A 16,559-nucleotide genomic window follows, 5' to 3' on the forward strand; every position below is an offset into this window, starting at 1 on the left:
CCGGCGGCGGGCTCGATCAGGCCGATCAGCGCCTGGTCAGCGCGTGACCAGTGCCGGGTTGGCCTGCTGGCAGACGGTGTCTCCGGCCGTCTGGTTGACGATGTCCGGCGGCAGCGCCGCCGGGGTGCTTCCGGTGGTGGTGCCGCCGGCACGGTCGGTGCCCAGGTAGACCTGGACGCCGGTGACGTTCGCGGCCGGCAGCACCTGGGTGGCGGGAACTCCCAGCAGCGCGGCAACTTCCGCGGCCACGTCAGCGTAGCCCGCGCCGTAGTAGACGGCGGTGGTGGCGACCGGGGCGGCCGTGAGCTGGGCCGTTTGGGTGAACCCGCCGGCCAGGAGGGATTGCATGATCTCGGCGGACCGGGCCTGCACGCCGGAGCCGTTGGCCACGGTGACGGGTTGCAGGGTTTTGTCGTAGGCCGTGGCCGTCCCGCTGGCCGTCGGTGCTGCGCTGGCGCTCGGGTCGGCCGACCCGGTCGGGGTTGCCGTCGGGTCGGTGAGGTCAACGTCCTTGCGCATTGCGGCAAAGAGCTGGGAGGCGGCGGGCTCGGCCATCTGGAGGCGGTTAATGTCGATCTCCGCCGGAACTGTAGGCACCGCCACAAACGCAACCTTTCCGACGTCGATGTCCTTCAGGCGGTTGCCCACGGTCAGAAGCGTCGGGATGGAGGCCAGGCCGTCGTCGACGGTGAGGTTCCTCGTGACGACGTCGGCGATCGTGAGCATCTTCGCCGGGTTGCCGAGGGTGCCGTCGTCCTTCATCTTGCGGGTCAGCGCGGACAGGAAGCCCTGCTGGGCCTTGATCCGCCCGAGGTCGCCGCCGTCGGCGAAGGCGTGCCGTGTCCGGAGGAACGCCAGCGCCTGCTCGCCCTGCACCGTGGACGTGCCCTTCGGAAGCCGGAGCTGCGAATCGGGGTCGAAGACCGCGTCGCTGATGCACACTTCCACGCCGCCCACGGCGTTGGACAGTTCCTTGACCGCGTTGAAGTCGGCCATCATGAAGTGGTCGACCTTGAGGCCGGTGAGCTTGTTGACCGTGTCCACGGCGCAGCCGATGCCGGCTTCGGACATCGCCGCGTTGATCATGACATCCTGCTGCGCCGGATAGTCGGTCTTGGTCTTCTGGTCCCGGCATTTGGGGATGTCGACCAGCAGGTCACGGGGGAAACTGACGACATTGACGCGCTTGTTGTCAGCCGAGATGTCCATCAGCATCATGACGTCCGAATGCCCGTACCCGGTCGAGTCGTCCGATGTGCCGTACTGCGAGTTCTTGCCGTCGCGGGTGTCCGAGCCGAGAATCAGGATCTGCATCCTGCCGTTGGATTCGTTCACGGCGCCCTCGGTCGAGCTGCCGGCACCCAGCGAGGCCTTGCTGATATTGCCCTGCAGCCGGACCACCCAGTAGGCGCCGAAGGCCAGGACACCGACCAGCAGGACCGAAACCACGGCGGTGCCGATTTTCAGCCAGGCCGGCAACCGCGGTGGAACGCCCAGGTGGCGCGCCGGGCCGACAGCGGAATCGTCCGAATGCCGGGCAGCGGCGGCTGACCGAACCGGCGGTGTGGTGCCGTCTGCACGGTCTGGGCGGGGTCGAGCCACAGGTTTGAGCCTTCCTTCACGAACGGGGAGTCCGCCTATTTTAGTGTCCGTATCTGGGAATTCCCCGATGGCCGCTGCGCTGGGAGCGGCGGACCACCCGGAGGCCCCACCCGGGAGCCGGGCTCAGAAGCCGAGTTTCACCAGCTGCTTGGGATCCCGCTGCCAGTCCTTGGCGACCTTGACGTGCAGGTCGAGGTAGATGCGGGTGCCCAGCAACGCCTCGATTCCCTTGCGCGCGGTGGTGCCGACTTCACGCAGCCGGGCGCCGCCCTTGCCGATGATGATGGCCTTCTGCGAGGGCCGCTCGACATACACGTTGACCCGGACGTCGAGGAACGGGCTGTCCTCGGGACGCCCTTCGCGGGGAACGATTTCGTCAACGACCACGGCCAGGGAGTGCGGCAGTTCGTCGCGCACGCCCTCCAGCGCGGCTTCGCGGATGAGTTCGGCCACCATGACCGCCTCGGGTTCGTCCGTCAGGTGCCCGTCCGGGTACAGCGGGGGCGACGGCGGCATGTGGCTGATGAGCACGTCCGCCACGGTTTCGACCTGGAAGCCGTCTGTCGCGGACACCGGAACGATGTCCTTCCAGCCGTCCTCGCCGAGAACCTCCCGGCCCAGGGCCGCCACGGCCAGGAGCTGCTCGGTGAGGGCCTGGCGGTCCACCGTGTCTGCCTTGGTCACGATCGCGATGATCGGCTTGTTGCCGACGGCGGCCAGTTGCGCCGCGATGAACTTGTCTCCGGGGCCGATCTTCTCGTTGGCCGGCAGGCAGAAGCCGATCGCGTCGACCTCGGCGAGGGTGTCGGCGACGAGTTCGTTGAGGCGCTTGCCGAGCAGCGTGCGCGGGCGGTGCAGGCCGGGCGTGTCCACGAGGATCAGCTGGGCATCGTCCCTGTGGACGATGCCGCGGATGGTGTGCCGCGTCGTCTGCGGCTTCGCCGAGGTAATGGCGACCTTCTTGCCGACGAGGGCATTGGTGAGGGTGGACTTCCCGGCGTTGGGGCGGCCGACCAGCACCGAGAAACCGGCGCGATAGCCGCCGTAGGCTGCTTCGCCGTCGGACTTATTCTGCTTGCTCACGTGGTACTCCCTGTTGGATTGGTGCGGCCTCGTCGAGGAGGTCTTGAAAGTCAGTTTCTTCCTTTGGAACGGCGGAGGCAATGATGTGGCTTACCCGGTTCCGCCGTCCCTCCAGCCGGTCCGCGCGGAGGGCCAGGCCGTGGACCTCGACGGTGCTGCCGACGATCGGCACCCGCCCCAGGGCCTTGGCGAGCAGGCCACCCACGGTGTCCACCTCGTCGTCGTCGAGCTCGAGGTCGAAGAGTTCGCCGAGGTCGTCGATGCTCATCCGGGCGCTCACCCGGTAGGTGCCGTCTCCGAGCGCCACCGCCTCCGCGCTTTCGGTGTCGTACTCGTCGACGATTTCCCCGACGATTTCCTCGATCAGGTCTTCAAGGGTGACCAGCCCGGCGGTTCCGCCGTACTCGTCGATGACGATCGCGACGTGCGTCGATTCCTTCTGGAGTTCGCGCAGCAGTTCGCTGACCGGCTTGGAATCCGGCACGTAGCGGACTTCCCGGGCCAGGTCGTCGACGAAAGGCGGTTCCTCATCGGCGCCCAGGTTGTGCAGGACCGCGGCCACATCCTTGAGGTACACGATGCCGAGAATCTGGTCCGTGTTCTCGCCGATGACCGGGATCCGGGAATAGCCGGAGCGCAGGAACAGCGACATGGCCAGGTACAGGCTGGATCCGGAGTCGATGAAGACGATGTCGGTCCGCGGCACCATGACGGACCGGACGAGGGTGTCGCCGAAGTCGAAAACCGACTGGATCAGCTCCGCCTCGTTGTCCTCGATCACGTCCGATTCCGTGGCGCGGTCCACGAGTTCACGGAATTCCTCTTCGCTGAAGAAGGCTTCGTTGTCCGCCGGCGCCCCGGGCGCCACCGCGCTGCCCACCGTGACGAGCCATCCCGGAATGGGGCCTAGCACCGCGTACAGGAAACGGATGAGCGGCGCCGCGAACCGGACCAGGCTGGCGGAGTGGACGCGGCCGAGCTGGCGGGGCGAGACGCCGACGATCACGAAGCCAAGCAGCGCCATGATGCCGGTAGCCGCCAGCCCTGCGAGCCAGACGTTTTCCAGGAGGCTGGACAGCAGCACGGTCACGGCGACGGCAGAGGCCATCTCGAACCAGGTCCGCCAGAACCTCAGGGCGCGCATGTGGGCCACGGGCTGGGCGAGGATGCGTTTGAGCGCCGTGCCGTTGCTCTGCAGGACCGCCTGTTCGGCGTCGTGCCGGGGCAGGTAGTTGAACGCGGACTCGGCCGCAGTCAGGAGGGCGGCAAAGCTGAGGAACACCAACGCCATGCCGGCGAGGATCAGTGGGGTCACTGAATCGTCTCTGCCGGGGCGTCCTTGCCGGTGAAGGCGGACAGCAGCTCGCGCTGGAGCCCGAACATTTCTTCCTTCTCTTCCGGTTCGGCATGGTCGAAGCCGAGCAGGTGCAGGATGCCGTGTGTGGTGAGGAGCAGCATCTCGTCCTGGGTCGAATGGCCGGCGTTCTTCGCCTGGACCTGGGCTACCTGCGGGCAGATGGCGATGTCGCCAAGCATGCCCTGGGGCGTCGGTTTGTCCGGTGTGCCCGGCGTCAGTTCGTCCATCGGGACGGACAGCACGTCGGTGGAGCCGGGCTCGTCCATCAGTTCGATGTGCAGCTTCTCCATGGCGGGCTCGTCCACCAGCAGGATGGACAGCTCCGCCTGCGGGTGGATGAAGAGGCGCTCGAAGATGAACCGCGAGAGCGAGACCAGCTGGGATTCGTCGACGGCCACGCCGGATTCGTTGTTGACCTCAATGCTCATGCGCGCTCTCCCCGCTTTTCCCGGGCGACTGATTGCTTGACCCGGTTCCTCTGGATCTCGTCCCAGATGCTGTAGGCATTGACGATGTCGCCCACCAGGCGGTGGCGGACGACGTCGGACGCGTCCAGGACCGTGAAGTTGACGTCCTCGATGCCCTGCAGGATCTCTTCCACGATCCGCAGCCCCGAGCGGGTCCCAAACGGCAGGTCCACCTGGGTGATGTCACCGGTGACTACCATCTTGGAGCCAAAGCCGAGCCGGGTGAGGAACATCTTCATTTGTTCGGGCGTGGTGTTTTGCGCCTCGTCCAGAATGATGAAGGCGTCGTTGAGGGTGCGGCCGCGCATGTAGGCCAGGGGCGCGACTTCGATGGTGCCGGCGGCCATCAGGCGCGGAATTGATTCGGGGTCCATCATGTCGTGCAGCGCATCGTAGAGCGGGCGCAGGTAAGGGTCGATCTTGTCGCTGAGGGTGCCGGGCAGGAAGCCGAGCCGCTCCCCCGCCTCGACGGCCGGACGCGTCAGGATGATGCGGGTGACTTCCTTCTGCTGCAGCGCCTGGACGGCCTTGGCCATGGCCAGGTAGGTCTTGCCGGTTCCGGCAGGCCCGATCCCGAAGATCACGGTGTTGGCGTCAATGGCGTCCACGTAGTTCTTCTGGTTCAGCGTCTTCGGCCGGATGGTCTTTCCGCGGCTGGAGAGGATGTTGTGCGTGAGCACGTCCACCGGGTTCTGCAGCGACTGGCTGCGGAGCAGGGACACGAGCTGCTGCAGCACGGCGGGGGTGATGACCGTACCCCGGGAGACCAGGCCGCGGACTTCGTTCAGCAGCCTCATGATCCTAGGGACGTCGGCGGCCGGACCGCTGATCGAGAGCTCGTTGCCGCGGACATGGAAGTCCACGGCCGGGAACTGGGTCTCAATGTAGCGCAGGGCTTCGTCATGACTGCCGAGGGACTGGACCATCTGGTCGGAGTTGTCGAACAGGACCACCTCCGTCCGCAACCCGGGGAGGGAGTGTGGAAATTCGCCTGCGGCGCGCCCTCCGGCGCTGATCCGGGCTTTACCGTTCGCTGCTTCAGTCATGGTGTTGGCCCGCGGGCCTCTGGTCCCCTCCAGTCGGAAATGGTCTGTGCCCGTGATCCGGCCCGACGGCGGTACTCGCCTTCTGGTCCCGGGTCTCAGCGGGTCCTTCCATCTTACGCCAGCGGCGGGCGGCGCACGCCGCTGGCACCGCCGGGCCTCGGGTCCACACTGGGGCCGCCACACCCGGCCTTAGGTATCAACTTCGTATCGGCCTCATATCGTTCCCGTTGCAGTTCCGCCGCCCGGACCCAAACCCCCGTGCGGCGCGCGGACGGTATGCCATGCTGGGAATCGGCCGTCCGGCGGGAGTGATCCCGGCACGGCGACTGACCATGGCGGGGGCTGGTCGTTCGGGTTAGGAAGCGGAAAGGAAGCAGCCATCAGGCAGCGTGGAATCAGTTCGAAGCCAGCAGGCGGTTCCCGGATACGTCCGGGCGTGCTGCTGCTGGTGCTGCCCGCGGCGCTTGTCCTGTCCGGCTGCGTGGCCACTCCACAGCCCGGCGTCACCACCTCGAACATCCCCTCCCAGCTCCAGTCCGGTCCGGCCTCGCCCGGAGCGCCGACCACCAGCGCGCCGCTGGAAACCACCCAGGCCTCCAACAAGGCTCCCGTGTACTGGATCGGCCGGAGCAATGACAGCATGTTCCTCTACCGTGAGTTCCGGGACGTTCCGGAGCAGGACAACCCCGTCACCCGTGCGCTTCGGGTCATGATGTCCGAGAAGCCGCTCGATCCGGATTTCTTCACCCCCTGGCAGAATCCCAGGAAGCTCGCCACGTCCATCTCGGGCAAGAACGTCATCACCGTGGATCTTTCAGACGATGCCTTCAACAGCAACGTGGACGCGGCGATGGCCGAACGCGCGGTCCAGCAGCTCGTCTACACCGCGACGGCGGCAGGTGCCAGCGCCGGACTGATCGATGCCGGGCAGCAGATCCAGGTGGTGGTCCTCGTTGACGGTCATACGGACTACGTCGCCTTCAACCACGTCCGCCTCGGAAACCCGACCTCCCGCAGCTCCGGCATGGTCGCGCCCGTCTGGATCATCGACCCCCAGGAAGCCTCCTCGCTGGAGGACGGCACGGTCAAGATCAGCGGCAGGAGCACCGTCCCGGGCGGAAGGCTCCACTGGGAGATCCTCCGGATCGACGGAACCGTCAAGACGAGCTACCTGAACGGGATCGCGAACGCCTCAACCGATGCAGCACAGTCCGGGCTGTTCAACCTCCCGGTGGACCTGGGTCCGGGGAACTACGAAGTGCGGGTGTCCCAGCTTCAGGACGGCGACCCGTCCCAGGACCTCAACGTCGACACCCGCGGCTTCACGGTCAAGTAGCGGCACGCCCCTGCCGCAGGTGGCATCGACTGCTCCGTGACGGCCCTTCTGGGCGCCCAAAACGGCGGTTTGGGCCCACGCCTGCACGGTTCCCTGGCCGAGCTTGCGAGGCGAGGGGGCCGGTGGGTTGGGCCCACGCCGGCAGGGTTCCCTGGCCGGGCTTGCGAGGCAAGGGGGCAGGTGGTTTGGGCCCACGCCGGCAGGGTTCCCTGGCCGAGCTTGCGAGGCAAGGGGGCAGGTGGTTTGGGCCCACGCCGGCAGGGTTCCCTGGCCGAGCTTGCGAGGCAAGGGGGCAGGTGGTTTGGGCCCACGCCGGCAGGGTTCCCTGGCCGAGCTTGCGAGGCAAGGGGGCCGGTGGTTTGGGCCCACGCCGGCAGGGTTCCCTGGCCGAGCTTGCGAGGCGAGGGGGCCGGTGGGGAGCAATGGATCGCTGCTGAGGCCGCTACCAGCGGCCCAGGATGTCGCTTGCCAGCACGGTTGCCGCGGGGCCGGCGGTGGAGGAACGCAGCACGTGATGCCCGAGCAGCGCGGTGACGGCGCCGGCGTCGCACAGTCTTGTCACTTCACGGGGGCTGATGCCGCCTTCCGGGCCCACGATCAGCAGCACCTCCCGGGCGCCCTCCGCGTCGGCGTCGGCCTCCACGGTCGCGCGCCAGGACTCCAGCACCTGCCGCAGCGGACGCACGGCGTCCTCGTGCAGGATGACTGCCAGATCTGCCGCGGCGACGGCCGCCTGCAGGCCGGCGCCGTCGACGGCCGGTCGGACCTCCGGGATCCAGGCGCGGCGTGCCTGCTTGGCGGCCGCCGCAACCACTGATGCCCACTTGGCATGGGCCTTCGCGGCCCGTTCGGCCTTCCAGCGGACGATCGAGCGTTCCGCCTGCCACGGGACGACGGCGTCGACCCCCAGCTCGGTGGCGGTCTCGGCCGCGAGTTCGTCCCGGTCGCCCTTCGCGAGTGCCTGAACCAGCACCAGCCGGATGTCCGGCCGCGGTTCCGCGGTCAGCTGCGCACACTCCACCGTCAGTTCGCCGGGCGCGACGGCGGTCACGGAACCGGTGAGCCGCTTGCCGGCGCCGTCTGCGATATCCACCGTCTCGCCCACGGCGAGGCGCTTCACCGTAACCGCGTGGCGCGCCTCAGGGCCGTCCAGGACAAAGCTGGAACCGGGGACCTGCTGGTCCAGGGTTCCCGGGGCGGTGAAGAAGACCGGGTTGCTCACCGCTACAGGTTACCGAGCCGGTCCCGGAGCTTGGCGAAGACGCCGCCGCTCGCAGCGAGTTTTCCTTCGGTGAACTGCTCGCCGCGCAGCTTCGCGAGCTGCCGGAGCAGGTCCTCCTGGGCGGGGTCGAGCTTGGCCGGGGTCTCGACCTGCAGGTGGACCTTGAGGTCCCCGCGGCCGTAACCGCGCAGGTGCGTGACGCCGAGTCCGCGCAGGGTGATGACCTCGCCGGACTGGGTGCCGGCCTTGACATCGATTTCCTGCTGACCGTCGAACGTGTCGAGGGTCAGTTCGGTGCCGAGCGCGGCGGCCGTCATCGGAATGTTCAGGCTCGCGTGCAGGTCATCGCCGTCGCGCACGTAGGTGGCGTCGGTGTTGACCCGGATCTCCACGTAGAGGTCGCCGGCGGGACCGCCGGCGGGACCTGCCTCGCCCTGGCCGGAGAGCTGGATGCGGGTGCCGGTGGCCACGCCTGCCGGGACCTTCACGGTGAGCGTCCGGCGGCTGCGGATCCGGCCCTGGCCGGCGCACTCGTTGCAGGGATCCTTGATGACGGTGCCGAAGCCTTCGCAGCTGCCGCAGGGCGCAGCCGTCATGACCTGGCCGAGGATGGACCGGACGGCGCGCTGGACCTGGCCGCTGCCGCCGCAGATGTCGCAGCGCTCCGGGTGGGTGCCCGGCCGGCAGCAGGAGCCAGCGCAGGTGGGGCAGGTGACGGCGGTGTCCACTTCGAGCTTCTTGTTCACGCCGAACACCGCGTCGCGGAGCTCGATCCGGACGCTGATCAGCGCGTCCTGCCCGCGCCGCACCCGGGAGGCCGGACCGGCCTGGCCGCCCGCGCCGAAGAAGGTGTCGAAGATGTCCTGGAAGGCGAAGCCCTGGCCTGCGTAGCTGCCGCCGCCGAAGCCGTTGTCGGTGCCGTTCTCGTTGCCGGTGGTGTCGTAGACCCGGCGTTTCTGCGGGTCAGAGAGCACCTCGTAGGCGTGCGTGACGGCTTTGAAGCGCTCTGATGCGTCATCGCCGGGGTTCACGTCCGGGTGCAGGGTCCGCGCAAGCTTGCGGTAAGCCTTCTTAATCTCTTCCCCGGTTGCTTCGCGGGAGACTCCAAGAACGTCGTAGTGGCTGCTCAAAGTGTGTATCTCTTCCTTTTTGTACTGCCGGTGGGGCACTGCCTGTTGGGGCAAGAAGTCTGGTCAACAGCGGCGCGTTGTCCGCTGCGTGGACGGTCAGGGCCCGAGGATCCTGGAAAGGTAGCGGGCCACCGCACGGACGGCGGCCATGGTGGTCGGATAGTCCATCCGGGTCGGACCGAGCACGCCGACTTTGGCGGTGGCGTCCGGGCCGTAGCCGGTGGCCACCACCGACGCCTCGGCGAGCCCGTCATAGGGGTTCTCCCGGCCGATGCTGACGGTCACGCCGCGGGGATCCGCCGCCATGTCGCTAAGCAGCCGGAGCATCACCACTTGCTCCTCGAGGGCCTCCAGCACCGGGCCGATGCTCAGCGGGAAGTCCACATTGGAGCGGGCCAGGTTTGCCGTTCCGGCCATGACCATCCGCTCTTCGCGGCTGCTCGTGGCCACGGCTTCAAGTCCCCGGGCCAGTGCCTGAGCCGCGGTGCGCCGCGCCGGCGGGCAGCTGGCGATCACGGACTGCAGGGACTGCGGCAGCAGGTTCAGCGACGTCCCGGACAGGCTGCCCAGGAACCGCGTGCGGAGCTCCGCGACGGCCTCGTCCGGTAGGTCCTGGCCGACGTCGATCACCCGCTGTTCCACCTTGCCGGTGTCCGCAATCAGGACCACCAGCACCTTACGGGGTGCCAGCAGGACGAATTCGATGTGCCGGACCTTGGCCCGGCTCAGATGCGGATACTGCACGACGGCGACCTGGTTGGTCAGCTGCGACAGCAGCCGCACGGTCCGTTCCAGGACGTCGTCGAGGTCATCGGAACCTTCCAGGAGGGCCTGGATGGCCCGGCGTTCCGCCGGGGAGAGGGGTTTGACGGCGGAAATCTGGTCCACGAAGAGCCGGTAGCCCTTGTCCGTGGGAATCCGTCCGGCGCTCGTGTGCGGCGCCATGATGAGGCCTTCGTCTTCCAGCGCTGCCATGTCATTGCGGATGGTGGCACTGGACACGCCGAGGTGGTGCCGTTCCACGAGGGCTTTGGAGCCAACGGGTTCACGGGAATGGACGTAGTCCTCCACGATGGCGCGCAGCACTTCCAGTTTGCGTGGTTCGCTCACGCTCCACCTCCAATCGGCTGTCCCGCATACGGTGCCGCCCTCTCCGGCCCCGCCCGGCTGGGCGGTCCGCACTGGGCAGGCTTAGAACAGGCAGGGTTAGCACTCGACATGCCTAAGTGCTAACCAGTCTAATATGAGTCGCCGCGTTGTTAGCATTGGATTCGCTCCAGGCGTTGTTCCCGGGGCGGGTGTTTTCGGGCACAGCCCGCCGTGTCCCTCCAAGCGCCAGGCAGTGTAGAAAGAAGGCAGTGTAACAGATGTCATACCAGAACTGGGGACCTCAGGACCTGTCCGCCCCCGCCAAGGCCCAGCTGCCCGAAGTGCCGGTGGAACGCGGCATGGTGCTTGAAGATGTGCAGTCCGGTTGGGTTGGCGCTGTGACCCGGGTCGAGAAGTCAGGCGGGATGCATGTGGTGGCCCTGGAGGACCGCCGGGGCAAATCGCGGTCCTTCCGGCTCGGCTTTGGGTTCCTGCTGGAGGGCCAGCCCGTCCGGTTGATGCCACCGGCCCCAAGGCCCGCTCAGGCCCCGGCCGGAGGCCGCACCGCGTCCGGATCGGTCCGGGTCGAGGGCCAGCGTGCCCAGGTGGCCAAGGCCAGCCGCATCTGGGTGGAGGGAAAGCACGACGCCGAGCTGGTGGAAAAGGTCTGGGGCGACGATCTGAGGGTGGAAGGTATCGTCGTCGAGCCGCTGCACGGCATCGATGACCTCTCCGCCGCCGTCGCGGCGTTCCGTCCCGGCCCCGGACGCCGTCTCGGCGTGCTCGTGGACCACCTGGTGCCGGATTCCAAGGAATCCCGGATCGCCGACGCCGTGATGGCGACGCCCGGCGCCGCCGGGAACGTCCTGATCGTCGGCCACCCGTACGTGGACGTCTGGCAAGCCATCCGCCCGGCGGTCCTGGGCATCGAGAAGTGGCCGGTAATCCCCCGCGGCACGGACTGGAAAACGGGCATCCTGATGGCCTTCGGCTGGCCGCACAGCACCAAGGAGGATATCGGCCTGGGCTGGCAGAAGCTCCTCGGCGCCGTCCGCAGCTACGCCGATCTGGAAGCCTCCCTGCTGGGCCGCGTGGAAGAGGTCATCGATTTCCTGACGGTTCCGTGAGGCCCGATCCTTGATTCGGCGTCCGAGCAAGTATTCTGGGATTGGCGGCCGCGCACTTGGCGTTGCTCCCGCACTCCAAGTAACAACGCACCTCAGCAATCCAAAGGACGAGAAACCGTGGCAGATGACGCACGCGAACACACGGGCAACCAGGCCGGCCATGGCCAGCCCCCGTACCATGGCGTTCCGGCCAACGCGCTGCCCCTGACGGCCAGCGAGGACCGGCAATGGGCCACGCTCGCGCACTTCGGCGGCATCCTCGGCTGCGTGCCTTCGCTGCTGATCTACCTGATCTTCAAGGACCGTGGCCCGTTTACGGCACAGGAGTCCAAGGAAGCCCTCAACTTCACTCTGCCGCCGACGATCGCGGCCGTGGTCGCGAACCTGCTGGTCTTCGTCCCCGTGGTGGGAAACATCTTCGCGGTCCTGGCCACGGTGATCTGGATTGCGGTCACCTGCTTCTCCGTCGCCGCCGGCATCCACGTCAACCGCGGCCAGCCGCACCGCTACGACTTCAACCTGCGCTGGATTAAATAGCGCGCAGGGAGTCAGCGCGCAGTGCATCAGCCCGGGGGGCAGCGGGGGTCAGTCCGGCAGAATCCGGCGGACCACGGCGTCGGCGAGGAGCCGGCCCTGTAGCGTAAGCACCAGCCGGCCCTGGAACGCCGCTGCCGGTTCCACCAGGCCGTCGGCAATCAGACCGGCCACCGTGTGCCGGCCGGTGTCCCCCAGCCCGCCGAGGCTGTTGATCTCCAGCCCGGTGTTCAATCGCGCTTCGAGCATGACCCGCTCCACGTTGCGGGTTTCCGAGTCCAGCGTTTCCCGCCCGGCGGCCGGCGAGAGCCCCGAACCCAGCCGGTTCGCGTAGGCGGTCGGGTGCTTGACGTTCCACCAGCGGACGCCGCCCACGTGGGAGTGCGCCCCCGGTCCGATCCCCCACCAGTCGTCACCCCGCCAGTACGCGAGGTTGTGGCGGCAAGCCTGTTCGGCGGTGCGGGCCCAGTTACTGACTTCATACCAGCCGAGGCCGGCAGCCGAAATGAGCTGGTCGGCGAGTTCATACTTGGCGGCGTGGTCGTCGTCGTCGATCCCGGGCACTTCGCCGCGGCGGATCTGGGCCGCAAGCTTGGTGCCTTCCTCGACGATCAGTGCGTAGGCGCTGATGTGGTCCGGGCCGTAGGACAGGGCTGTCTCCAGCGAGTAGCGCCAGTCCTCCAGCGACTCCCCCGGGGTCCCGTAGATAAGGTCGAGGCTGACCGCCAGGCCTGCGTCCCGGGCCCACCGGACCACCTGCGGCACCCGGCTGGGGGTATGGGTCCGGTCCAGGACCTTCAGCACGTGCGGGACCGCCGACTGCATGCCGAACGAGACGCGCGTGAACCCGGCGTCGGCGAGCAGCTGCAGGGATTCGGGCGTGACGGAGTCAGGGTTCGCTTCGGTGGTGACCTCCGCGCCGGGCGCCAGGCCCCACGCGGAGATCGCGGCGGTCAGGATGCGCGCCAGGTCCTCGGCGGGGAGCAGCGTGGGCGTCCCGCCGCCGAAGAAGACCGTTCCGAGGGAGCGCGGGGGCAGGCCGCTGCCGGCCAGTGCCCGTACGGCGAAGTCGATTTCCGCGATGGCGGTGCTGGCGTAGGCGTCCTGTGATGCCCCGCCGCCGAGCTCCGTGGCGGTGTACGTGTTGAAGTCGCAGTAGCCGCAGCGGACGGCGCAGAACGGGATGTGGACGTAGAGCCCGAAGGCCCGCCCGGCGGCGCCCTCGAGCGCCTGGGCGGGCAGCAGTCCGTCCGGCGGCGCCGGGTCTCCCAGCGGCAGAGCGCTAGGCACCGGAGCCGCCCGGCTGATGGTGGACAGTCATAAGGGGCACCGCTACTTCTTGGCCTTGTCCTTGGACTCGTCCGTGGTGAGGGCTGCGATGAAGGCTTCCTGCGGGACCTCGACCCGGCCCACCATCTTCATGCGCTTCTTGCCTTCCTTCTGCTTTTCCAGCAGTTTGCGCTTTCGGGTGATGTCACCGCCGTAGCACTTGGCGAGCACGTCCTTGCGGATGGCACGGATGCTTTCACGGGCGATGATCCTCGAACCGATGGCGGCCTGGATGGGCACTTCGAACTGCTGGCGCGGAATCAGTTCGCGCAGCTTGCCCGTCATCATCACACCGTAGGCGTAGGCCTTGTCACGGTGCGTGATGGCGGAGAAGGCATCAACCTGTTCGCCCTGGAGCATGATGTCCACCTTGACCAGATCGGCGACCTGATCGCCGTCGGCCTTCCAGTCGAGCGACCCGTAGCCCCGGGTCTTGGACTTGAGGATGTCGAAGAAGTCGAAGACGATTTCGGCCAGCGGCAGGCGGTACCGGATTTCCACCCGGTCCTCGGAAAGGTAGTCCATGCCGCCGAGAACGCCGCGCCGGCTCTGGCACAGCTCCATGATGGCGCCGACAAACTCGCTCGGCGCCAGGATGGTGGCGGACACCATCGGCTCGCGGACTTCTGCGACCTTGCCGGTGGGGTACTCGCTGGGGTTGGTCACGTGAACGATCTTCTTGTCCTCCAGCGTCACCTCGTATTCGACGTTCGGGGCGGTGGAGATCAGGTCCAGGTTGTATTCGCGTTCCAGGCGTTCCCGCGTGATTTCCAGGTGCAGCAGGCCCAGGAAGCCCACGCGGAATCCGAATCCCAGGGCCGCGGACGTTTCCGGCTCGTACACGAGCGCGGCGTCGTTCAGCATCAGCTTCTCCAGCGCATCGCGAAGTACCGGATAGTCGGTGCCATCCAGCGGATACAGCCCGGAGAAGACCATGGGTTTGGCATCCGCGTAGCCGCTGAGCGACGTCGTGGCGGGCTTGGCCAGGTTGGTGACGGTGTCGCCGACCTTGGACTGGCGCACGTCCTTAACCCCGGTGATGAGGTAGCCGACCTCGCCGACGCCCAGACCCTTGGAGGGGGTGGGCTCCGGGGAGCTGACGCCAATCTCGAGGAGCTCGTGCGTGGCTCGGGTGGACATCATCTGGATGCGTTCGCGGGGGTGGAGCATGCCGTCGACCACACGGACGTACGTCACCACGCCGCGGTACGTGTCATAGACCGAGTCGAAGATCATGGCGCGGGCCGGGGCGTTGGGGTCGCCCACCGGGGCGGGCAGGTCGCGGACGATCTTGTCCAGCAGGACCTCGACGCCGGCACCGGTCTTGCCGGAGACACGCAGCACCTCGTCGGGGTCGCCGCCGATGAGGCTGGCCAGCTCTGCAGCGTACTTCTCGGGCTGGGCGGCCGGGAGGTCGATCTTGTTCAGCACCGGGATGATCGTGAGGTTGTTTTCCATCGCCAGGTAGAGGTTGGCGAGGGTCTGCGCCTCGATGCCCTGCGCGGCGTCCACGAGAAGCACAGCGCCTTCGCAGGCCGCGAGCGAGCGGGAGACCTCGTAGGTGAAGTCGACGTGTCCGGGCGTGTCGATCATATTCAGCGCGTAGCTGGTGCCGTCGAGCTCCCACGGCATGCGGACGGCCTGGGACTTGATGGTGATGCCGCGTTCGCGCTCAATGTCCATGCGGTCCAGGTACTGGGCCTTCATGTCACGGGACTTGACGACGCCGGTGTACTGGAGCATCCGGTCGGCCAGCGTGGACTTGCCGTGGTCAATGTGCGCAATGATGCAGAAGTTCCGGATGATGGCCGGATCTGTTGCGGCAGGCACCGGGGCGGTGCGGGCCATGGGAGACACGCAGGGTCCTTACTGTTGGCTTTACTGTTGGCGTTGCACGGATCCGTGCGGATGGTGGTGCCATCCCGCGACGTGCCGCATCTTCGAACTTCTAGTCTCCCACGTCCCGGCGCGGCGCAGTGCATTACTGCCTTCCAAGACCGGGCGGCCCCGCTGGTGGCACCGGTATGGTTTCCCCATGGCATTGAATCTACGCATGATCGGCAACGCCGTCCGCACCACCCTGCGCCTCCTGGACCGGCTGTCCGGCTCTGCATCCGGCAGCTCCGGAACGCCCACCGACGCTCCCGCAAAGCCCCGCGGAAAGAGGCCCGCGCCACAGGGAAAGCAGGCTCCAGCGCGGGCGAAGGCAGCACCGCGCCCGGGAAAGCCCGCCGTCGCGACAAGAACCGCCGCGAAATACCCGGCCGACTTCCAGGGAACCGCGGCGGTCCGCTACGCCCCCTCCCCCAACGGCCTCCCCGAACCCGGTGAAGTGGTCTGGACCTGGGTGCCCTATGAAGAGGATCATTCGCAGGGCAAGGACCGCCCGGTACTGCTGGTGGGCAACACCGGGGACTACCTGCTGGGGCTCATGCTGACCAGCAAGGACCACGACCGCGACGGACGCGACGCCGACGACTACGTGGATATAGGCACCGGAGACTGGGACCGGCAGGGGCGCCCCAGTGAGGCGAAGATGGACCGGATCCTCCAGGTCAACCCCGCGGACATCCGACGCGAAGGAGCGATCCTCGACGCCGGCCGGTTCAACCTGGTCGCCACGGCGCTGCGCACGCGTCACGGCTGGTCCTGACCGCAGCCCTCCGGATCGTCACCGGACCGGCGTCTCTGCTATGATTTACAGCTGTGTGTCCGTGCAGGTCGACGGCCACATATGGTTGGTCGCCATAGGTATCCCCACGCCGCTCAGTCAATGGCCAATCTGAAAGCCCTCTAGACCATTTTCCGCATTGAAAAAGAGAGTTCACACGTGGCTAATATCAAGTCCCAGAAGAAGCGCATCCTCACCAACGAGAAGGCTCGCCTGCGCAACAACGCAGTCAAGTCCGAGCTGAAGACGGCCATCCGCGCCGTCAACACCGCCGTTGAGTCCACCGACAAGGATGCCGCCGCTGCCGCACTGGTTGCCGCCGGCCGCAAGCTGGACAAGGCTGTCAGCAAGGGTGTTCTGCACAAGAACAACGCAGCAAACCGCAAGTCCGCGATCTCCAAAAAGGTCAACGCGCTCTAAGGTTTCCAGTTCAACGGAACTGATGAATGTGGCCGGCACCCTCAGGGTGCCGGCCACGTCCAGTTTAAAGGGCACTTCCGGACAGCATGGCCCCGCGGGGACGTGCCCGGCCCGAAGCCCAGGGACCGACATTCCGCCGTCGGCAG

The 16,559-nt window shown here is 67.3% G+C and carries 15 protein-coding genes; 5 read left to right on the plus strand and 10 right to left on the minus strand.

What is annotated here, in order from left to right:
• Positions 1–36: 36 nt before the first annotated feature.
• The 5 genes from OM977_RS10325 to OM977_RS10345 all read right to left on the minus strand — a co-directional run bounded on the left by OM977_RS10325 (position 37) and on the right by OM977_RS10345 (position 5,555).
• A complete protein-coding gene (locus OM977_RS10325) occupies positions 37–1,602 on the minus strand; it encodes an LCP family protein (RefSeq protein ID WP_264353893.1) in 1,566 nt (521 codons plus the stop codon).
• A gap of 123 nt (positions 1,603–1,725) precedes the next feature.
• The gene (gene era / locus OM977_RS10330) at positions 1,726–2,685 is read right to left on the minus strand and encodes a GTPase Era (protein ID WP_264353894.1); all 960 of its coding nucleotides are present in this window, start codon (positions 2,683–2,685) and stop codon (positions 1,726–1,728) included.
• A complete protein-coding gene (locus OM977_RS10335) occupies positions 2,669–4,000 on the minus strand; it encodes a hemolysin family protein (protein WP_264353895.1) in 1,332 nt (443 codons plus the stop codon). Before OM977_RS10335 ends, era begins: the two co-directional genes overlap by 17 nt.
• Positions 3,997–4,470, minus strand: a complete 474-nt coding sequence (gene ybeY / locus OM977_RS10340) for an rRNA maturation RNase YbeY (protein WP_264353896.1) — start codon at positions 4,468–4,470, stop codon at positions 3,997–3,999. The genes OM977_RS10335 and ybeY overlap by 4 nt, the downstream gene beginning before the upstream one ends.
• Positions 4,467–5,555 carry a PhoH family protein gene (locus tag OM977_RS10345; RefSeq protein WP_264353897.1) on the minus strand — a complete coding sequence of 363 codons (1,089 nt, stop codon included), beginning with the start codon at positions 5,553–5,555 and terminating at the stop codon, positions 4,467–4,469. Before OM977_RS10345 ends, ybeY begins: the two co-directional genes overlap by 4 nt.
• Before the next feature lie 436 nt (positions 5,556–5,991).
• Here OM977_RS10345 and OM977_RS10350 point away from each other — a divergent pair, with 436 nt between their 5' ends.
• Positions 5,992–6,891 (plus strand): GerMN domain-containing protein, encoded by a 900-nt coding sequence (locus OM977_RS10350; RefSeq protein WP_264353898.1) that lies wholly within the window; start codon positions 5,992–5,994, stop codon positions 6,889–6,891.
• 442 nt (positions 6,892–7,333) lie between these two features.
• Here OM977_RS10350 and OM977_RS10355 read toward each other — a convergent pair whose 3' ends face one another.
• The 3 genes from OM977_RS10355 to hrcA all read right to left on the minus strand — a co-directional run bounded on the left by OM977_RS10355 (position 7,334) and on the right by hrcA (position 10,353).
• A complete protein-coding gene (locus OM977_RS10355; RefSeq protein ID WP_264353899.1) occupies positions 7,334–8,113 on the minus strand; it encodes a 16S rRNA (uracil(1498)-N(3))-methyltransferase in 780 nt (259 codons plus the stop codon).
• 2 nt (positions 8,114–8,115) lie between these two features.
• The gene (dnaJ, locus tag OM977_RS10360) at positions 8,116–9,243 is read right to left on the minus strand and encodes a molecular chaperone DnaJ (protein WP_264353900.1); all 1,128 of its coding nucleotides are present in this window, start codon (positions 9,241–9,243) and stop codon (positions 8,116–8,118) included.
• A 96-nt stretch (positions 9,244–9,339) separates the two neighbouring features.
• A complete protein-coding gene (gene hrcA, locus OM977_RS10365) occupies positions 9,340–10,353 on the minus strand; it encodes a heat-inducible transcriptional repressor HrcA (RefSeq protein WP_264353901.1) in 1,014 nt (337 codons plus the stop codon).
• 257 nt (positions 10,354–10,610) lie between these two features.
• On the opposite strand from hrcA, the gene OM977_RS10370 reads away from it, so the two are divergent.
• Both OM977_RS10370 and OM977_RS10375 read left to right on the plus strand, forming a co-directional pair.
• Complete coding sequence (locus OM977_RS10370) at positions 10,611–11,459, plus strand: DUF3097 domain-containing protein (protein WP_264353902.1); 849 nt, start codon at positions 10,611–10,613, stop codon at positions 11,457–11,459.
• 117 nt (positions 11,460–11,576) lie between these two features.
• The gene (locus OM977_RS10375; RefSeq protein ID WP_264353903.1) at positions 11,577–11,996 is read left to right on the plus strand and encodes a DUF4870 domain-containing protein; all 420 of its coding nucleotides are present in this window, start codon (positions 11,577–11,579) and stop codon (positions 11,994–11,996) included.
• 48 nt (positions 11,997–12,044) lie between these two features.
• Here OM977_RS10375 and hemW read toward each other — a convergent pair whose 3' ends face one another.
• Both hemW and lepA read right to left on the minus strand, forming a co-directional pair.
• Positions 12,045–13,283: a radical SAM family heme chaperone HemW gene (gene hemW / locus OM977_RS10380; RefSeq protein ID WP_264353904.1), complete on the minus strand. Its 1,239-nt coding sequence runs from the start codon at positions 13,281–13,283 to the stop codon at positions 12,045–12,047.
• A gap of 42 nt (positions 13,284–13,325) precedes the next feature.
• A complete protein-coding gene (gene lepA, locus OM977_RS10385; protein WP_264353905.1) occupies positions 13,326–15,179 on the minus strand; it encodes a translation elongation factor 4 in 1,854 nt (617 codons plus the stop codon).
• A 178-nt stretch (positions 15,180–15,357) separates the two neighbouring features.
• On the opposite strand from lepA, the gene OM977_RS10390 reads away from it, so the two are divergent.
• Positions 15,358–15,975 (plus strand): type II toxin-antitoxin system PemK/MazF family toxin, encoded by a 618-nt coding sequence (locus OM977_RS10390; protein WP_264353906.1) that lies wholly within the window; start codon positions 15,358–15,360, stop codon positions 15,973–15,975.
• Between the two features lie 177 nt (positions 15,976–16,152).
• Positions 16,153–16,413, plus strand: a complete 261-nt coding sequence (gene rpsT / locus OM977_RS10395; protein WP_090581023.1) for a 30S ribosomal protein S20 — start codon at positions 16,153–16,155, stop codon at positions 16,411–16,413.
• The last annotated feature ends 146 nt before the right edge of the window (positions 16,414–16,559 follow it).

Source organism: Pseudarthrobacter sp. MM222, assembly GCF_947090775.1.
In the GTDB taxonomy this organism is placed as follows: Bacteria; Actinomycetota; Actinomycetes; order Actinomycetales; family Micrococcaceae; genus Arthrobacter.

Excerpts from the sequence above, each read along its gene's own strand:
- ybeY (WP_264353896.1), bottom strand. The coding sequence starts at position 4,470 with ATGAGCATTGAGGTCAACAACGAATCCGGCGTGGCCGTCGACGAATCC.
- OM977_RS10345 (WP_264353897.1), bottom strand. The coding sequence starts at position 5,555 with ATGACTGAAGCAGCGAACGGTAAAGCCCGGATCAGCGCCGGAGGGCGC.
- OM977_RS10370 (WP_264353902.1), top strand. The coding sequence starts at position 10,611 with ATGTCATACCAGAACTGGGGACCTCAGGACCTGTCCGCCCCCGCCAAG.
- OM977_RS10390 (WP_264353906.1), top strand. The coding sequence starts at position 15,358 with ATGGCATTGAATCTACGCATGATCGGCAACGCCGTCCGCACCACCCTG.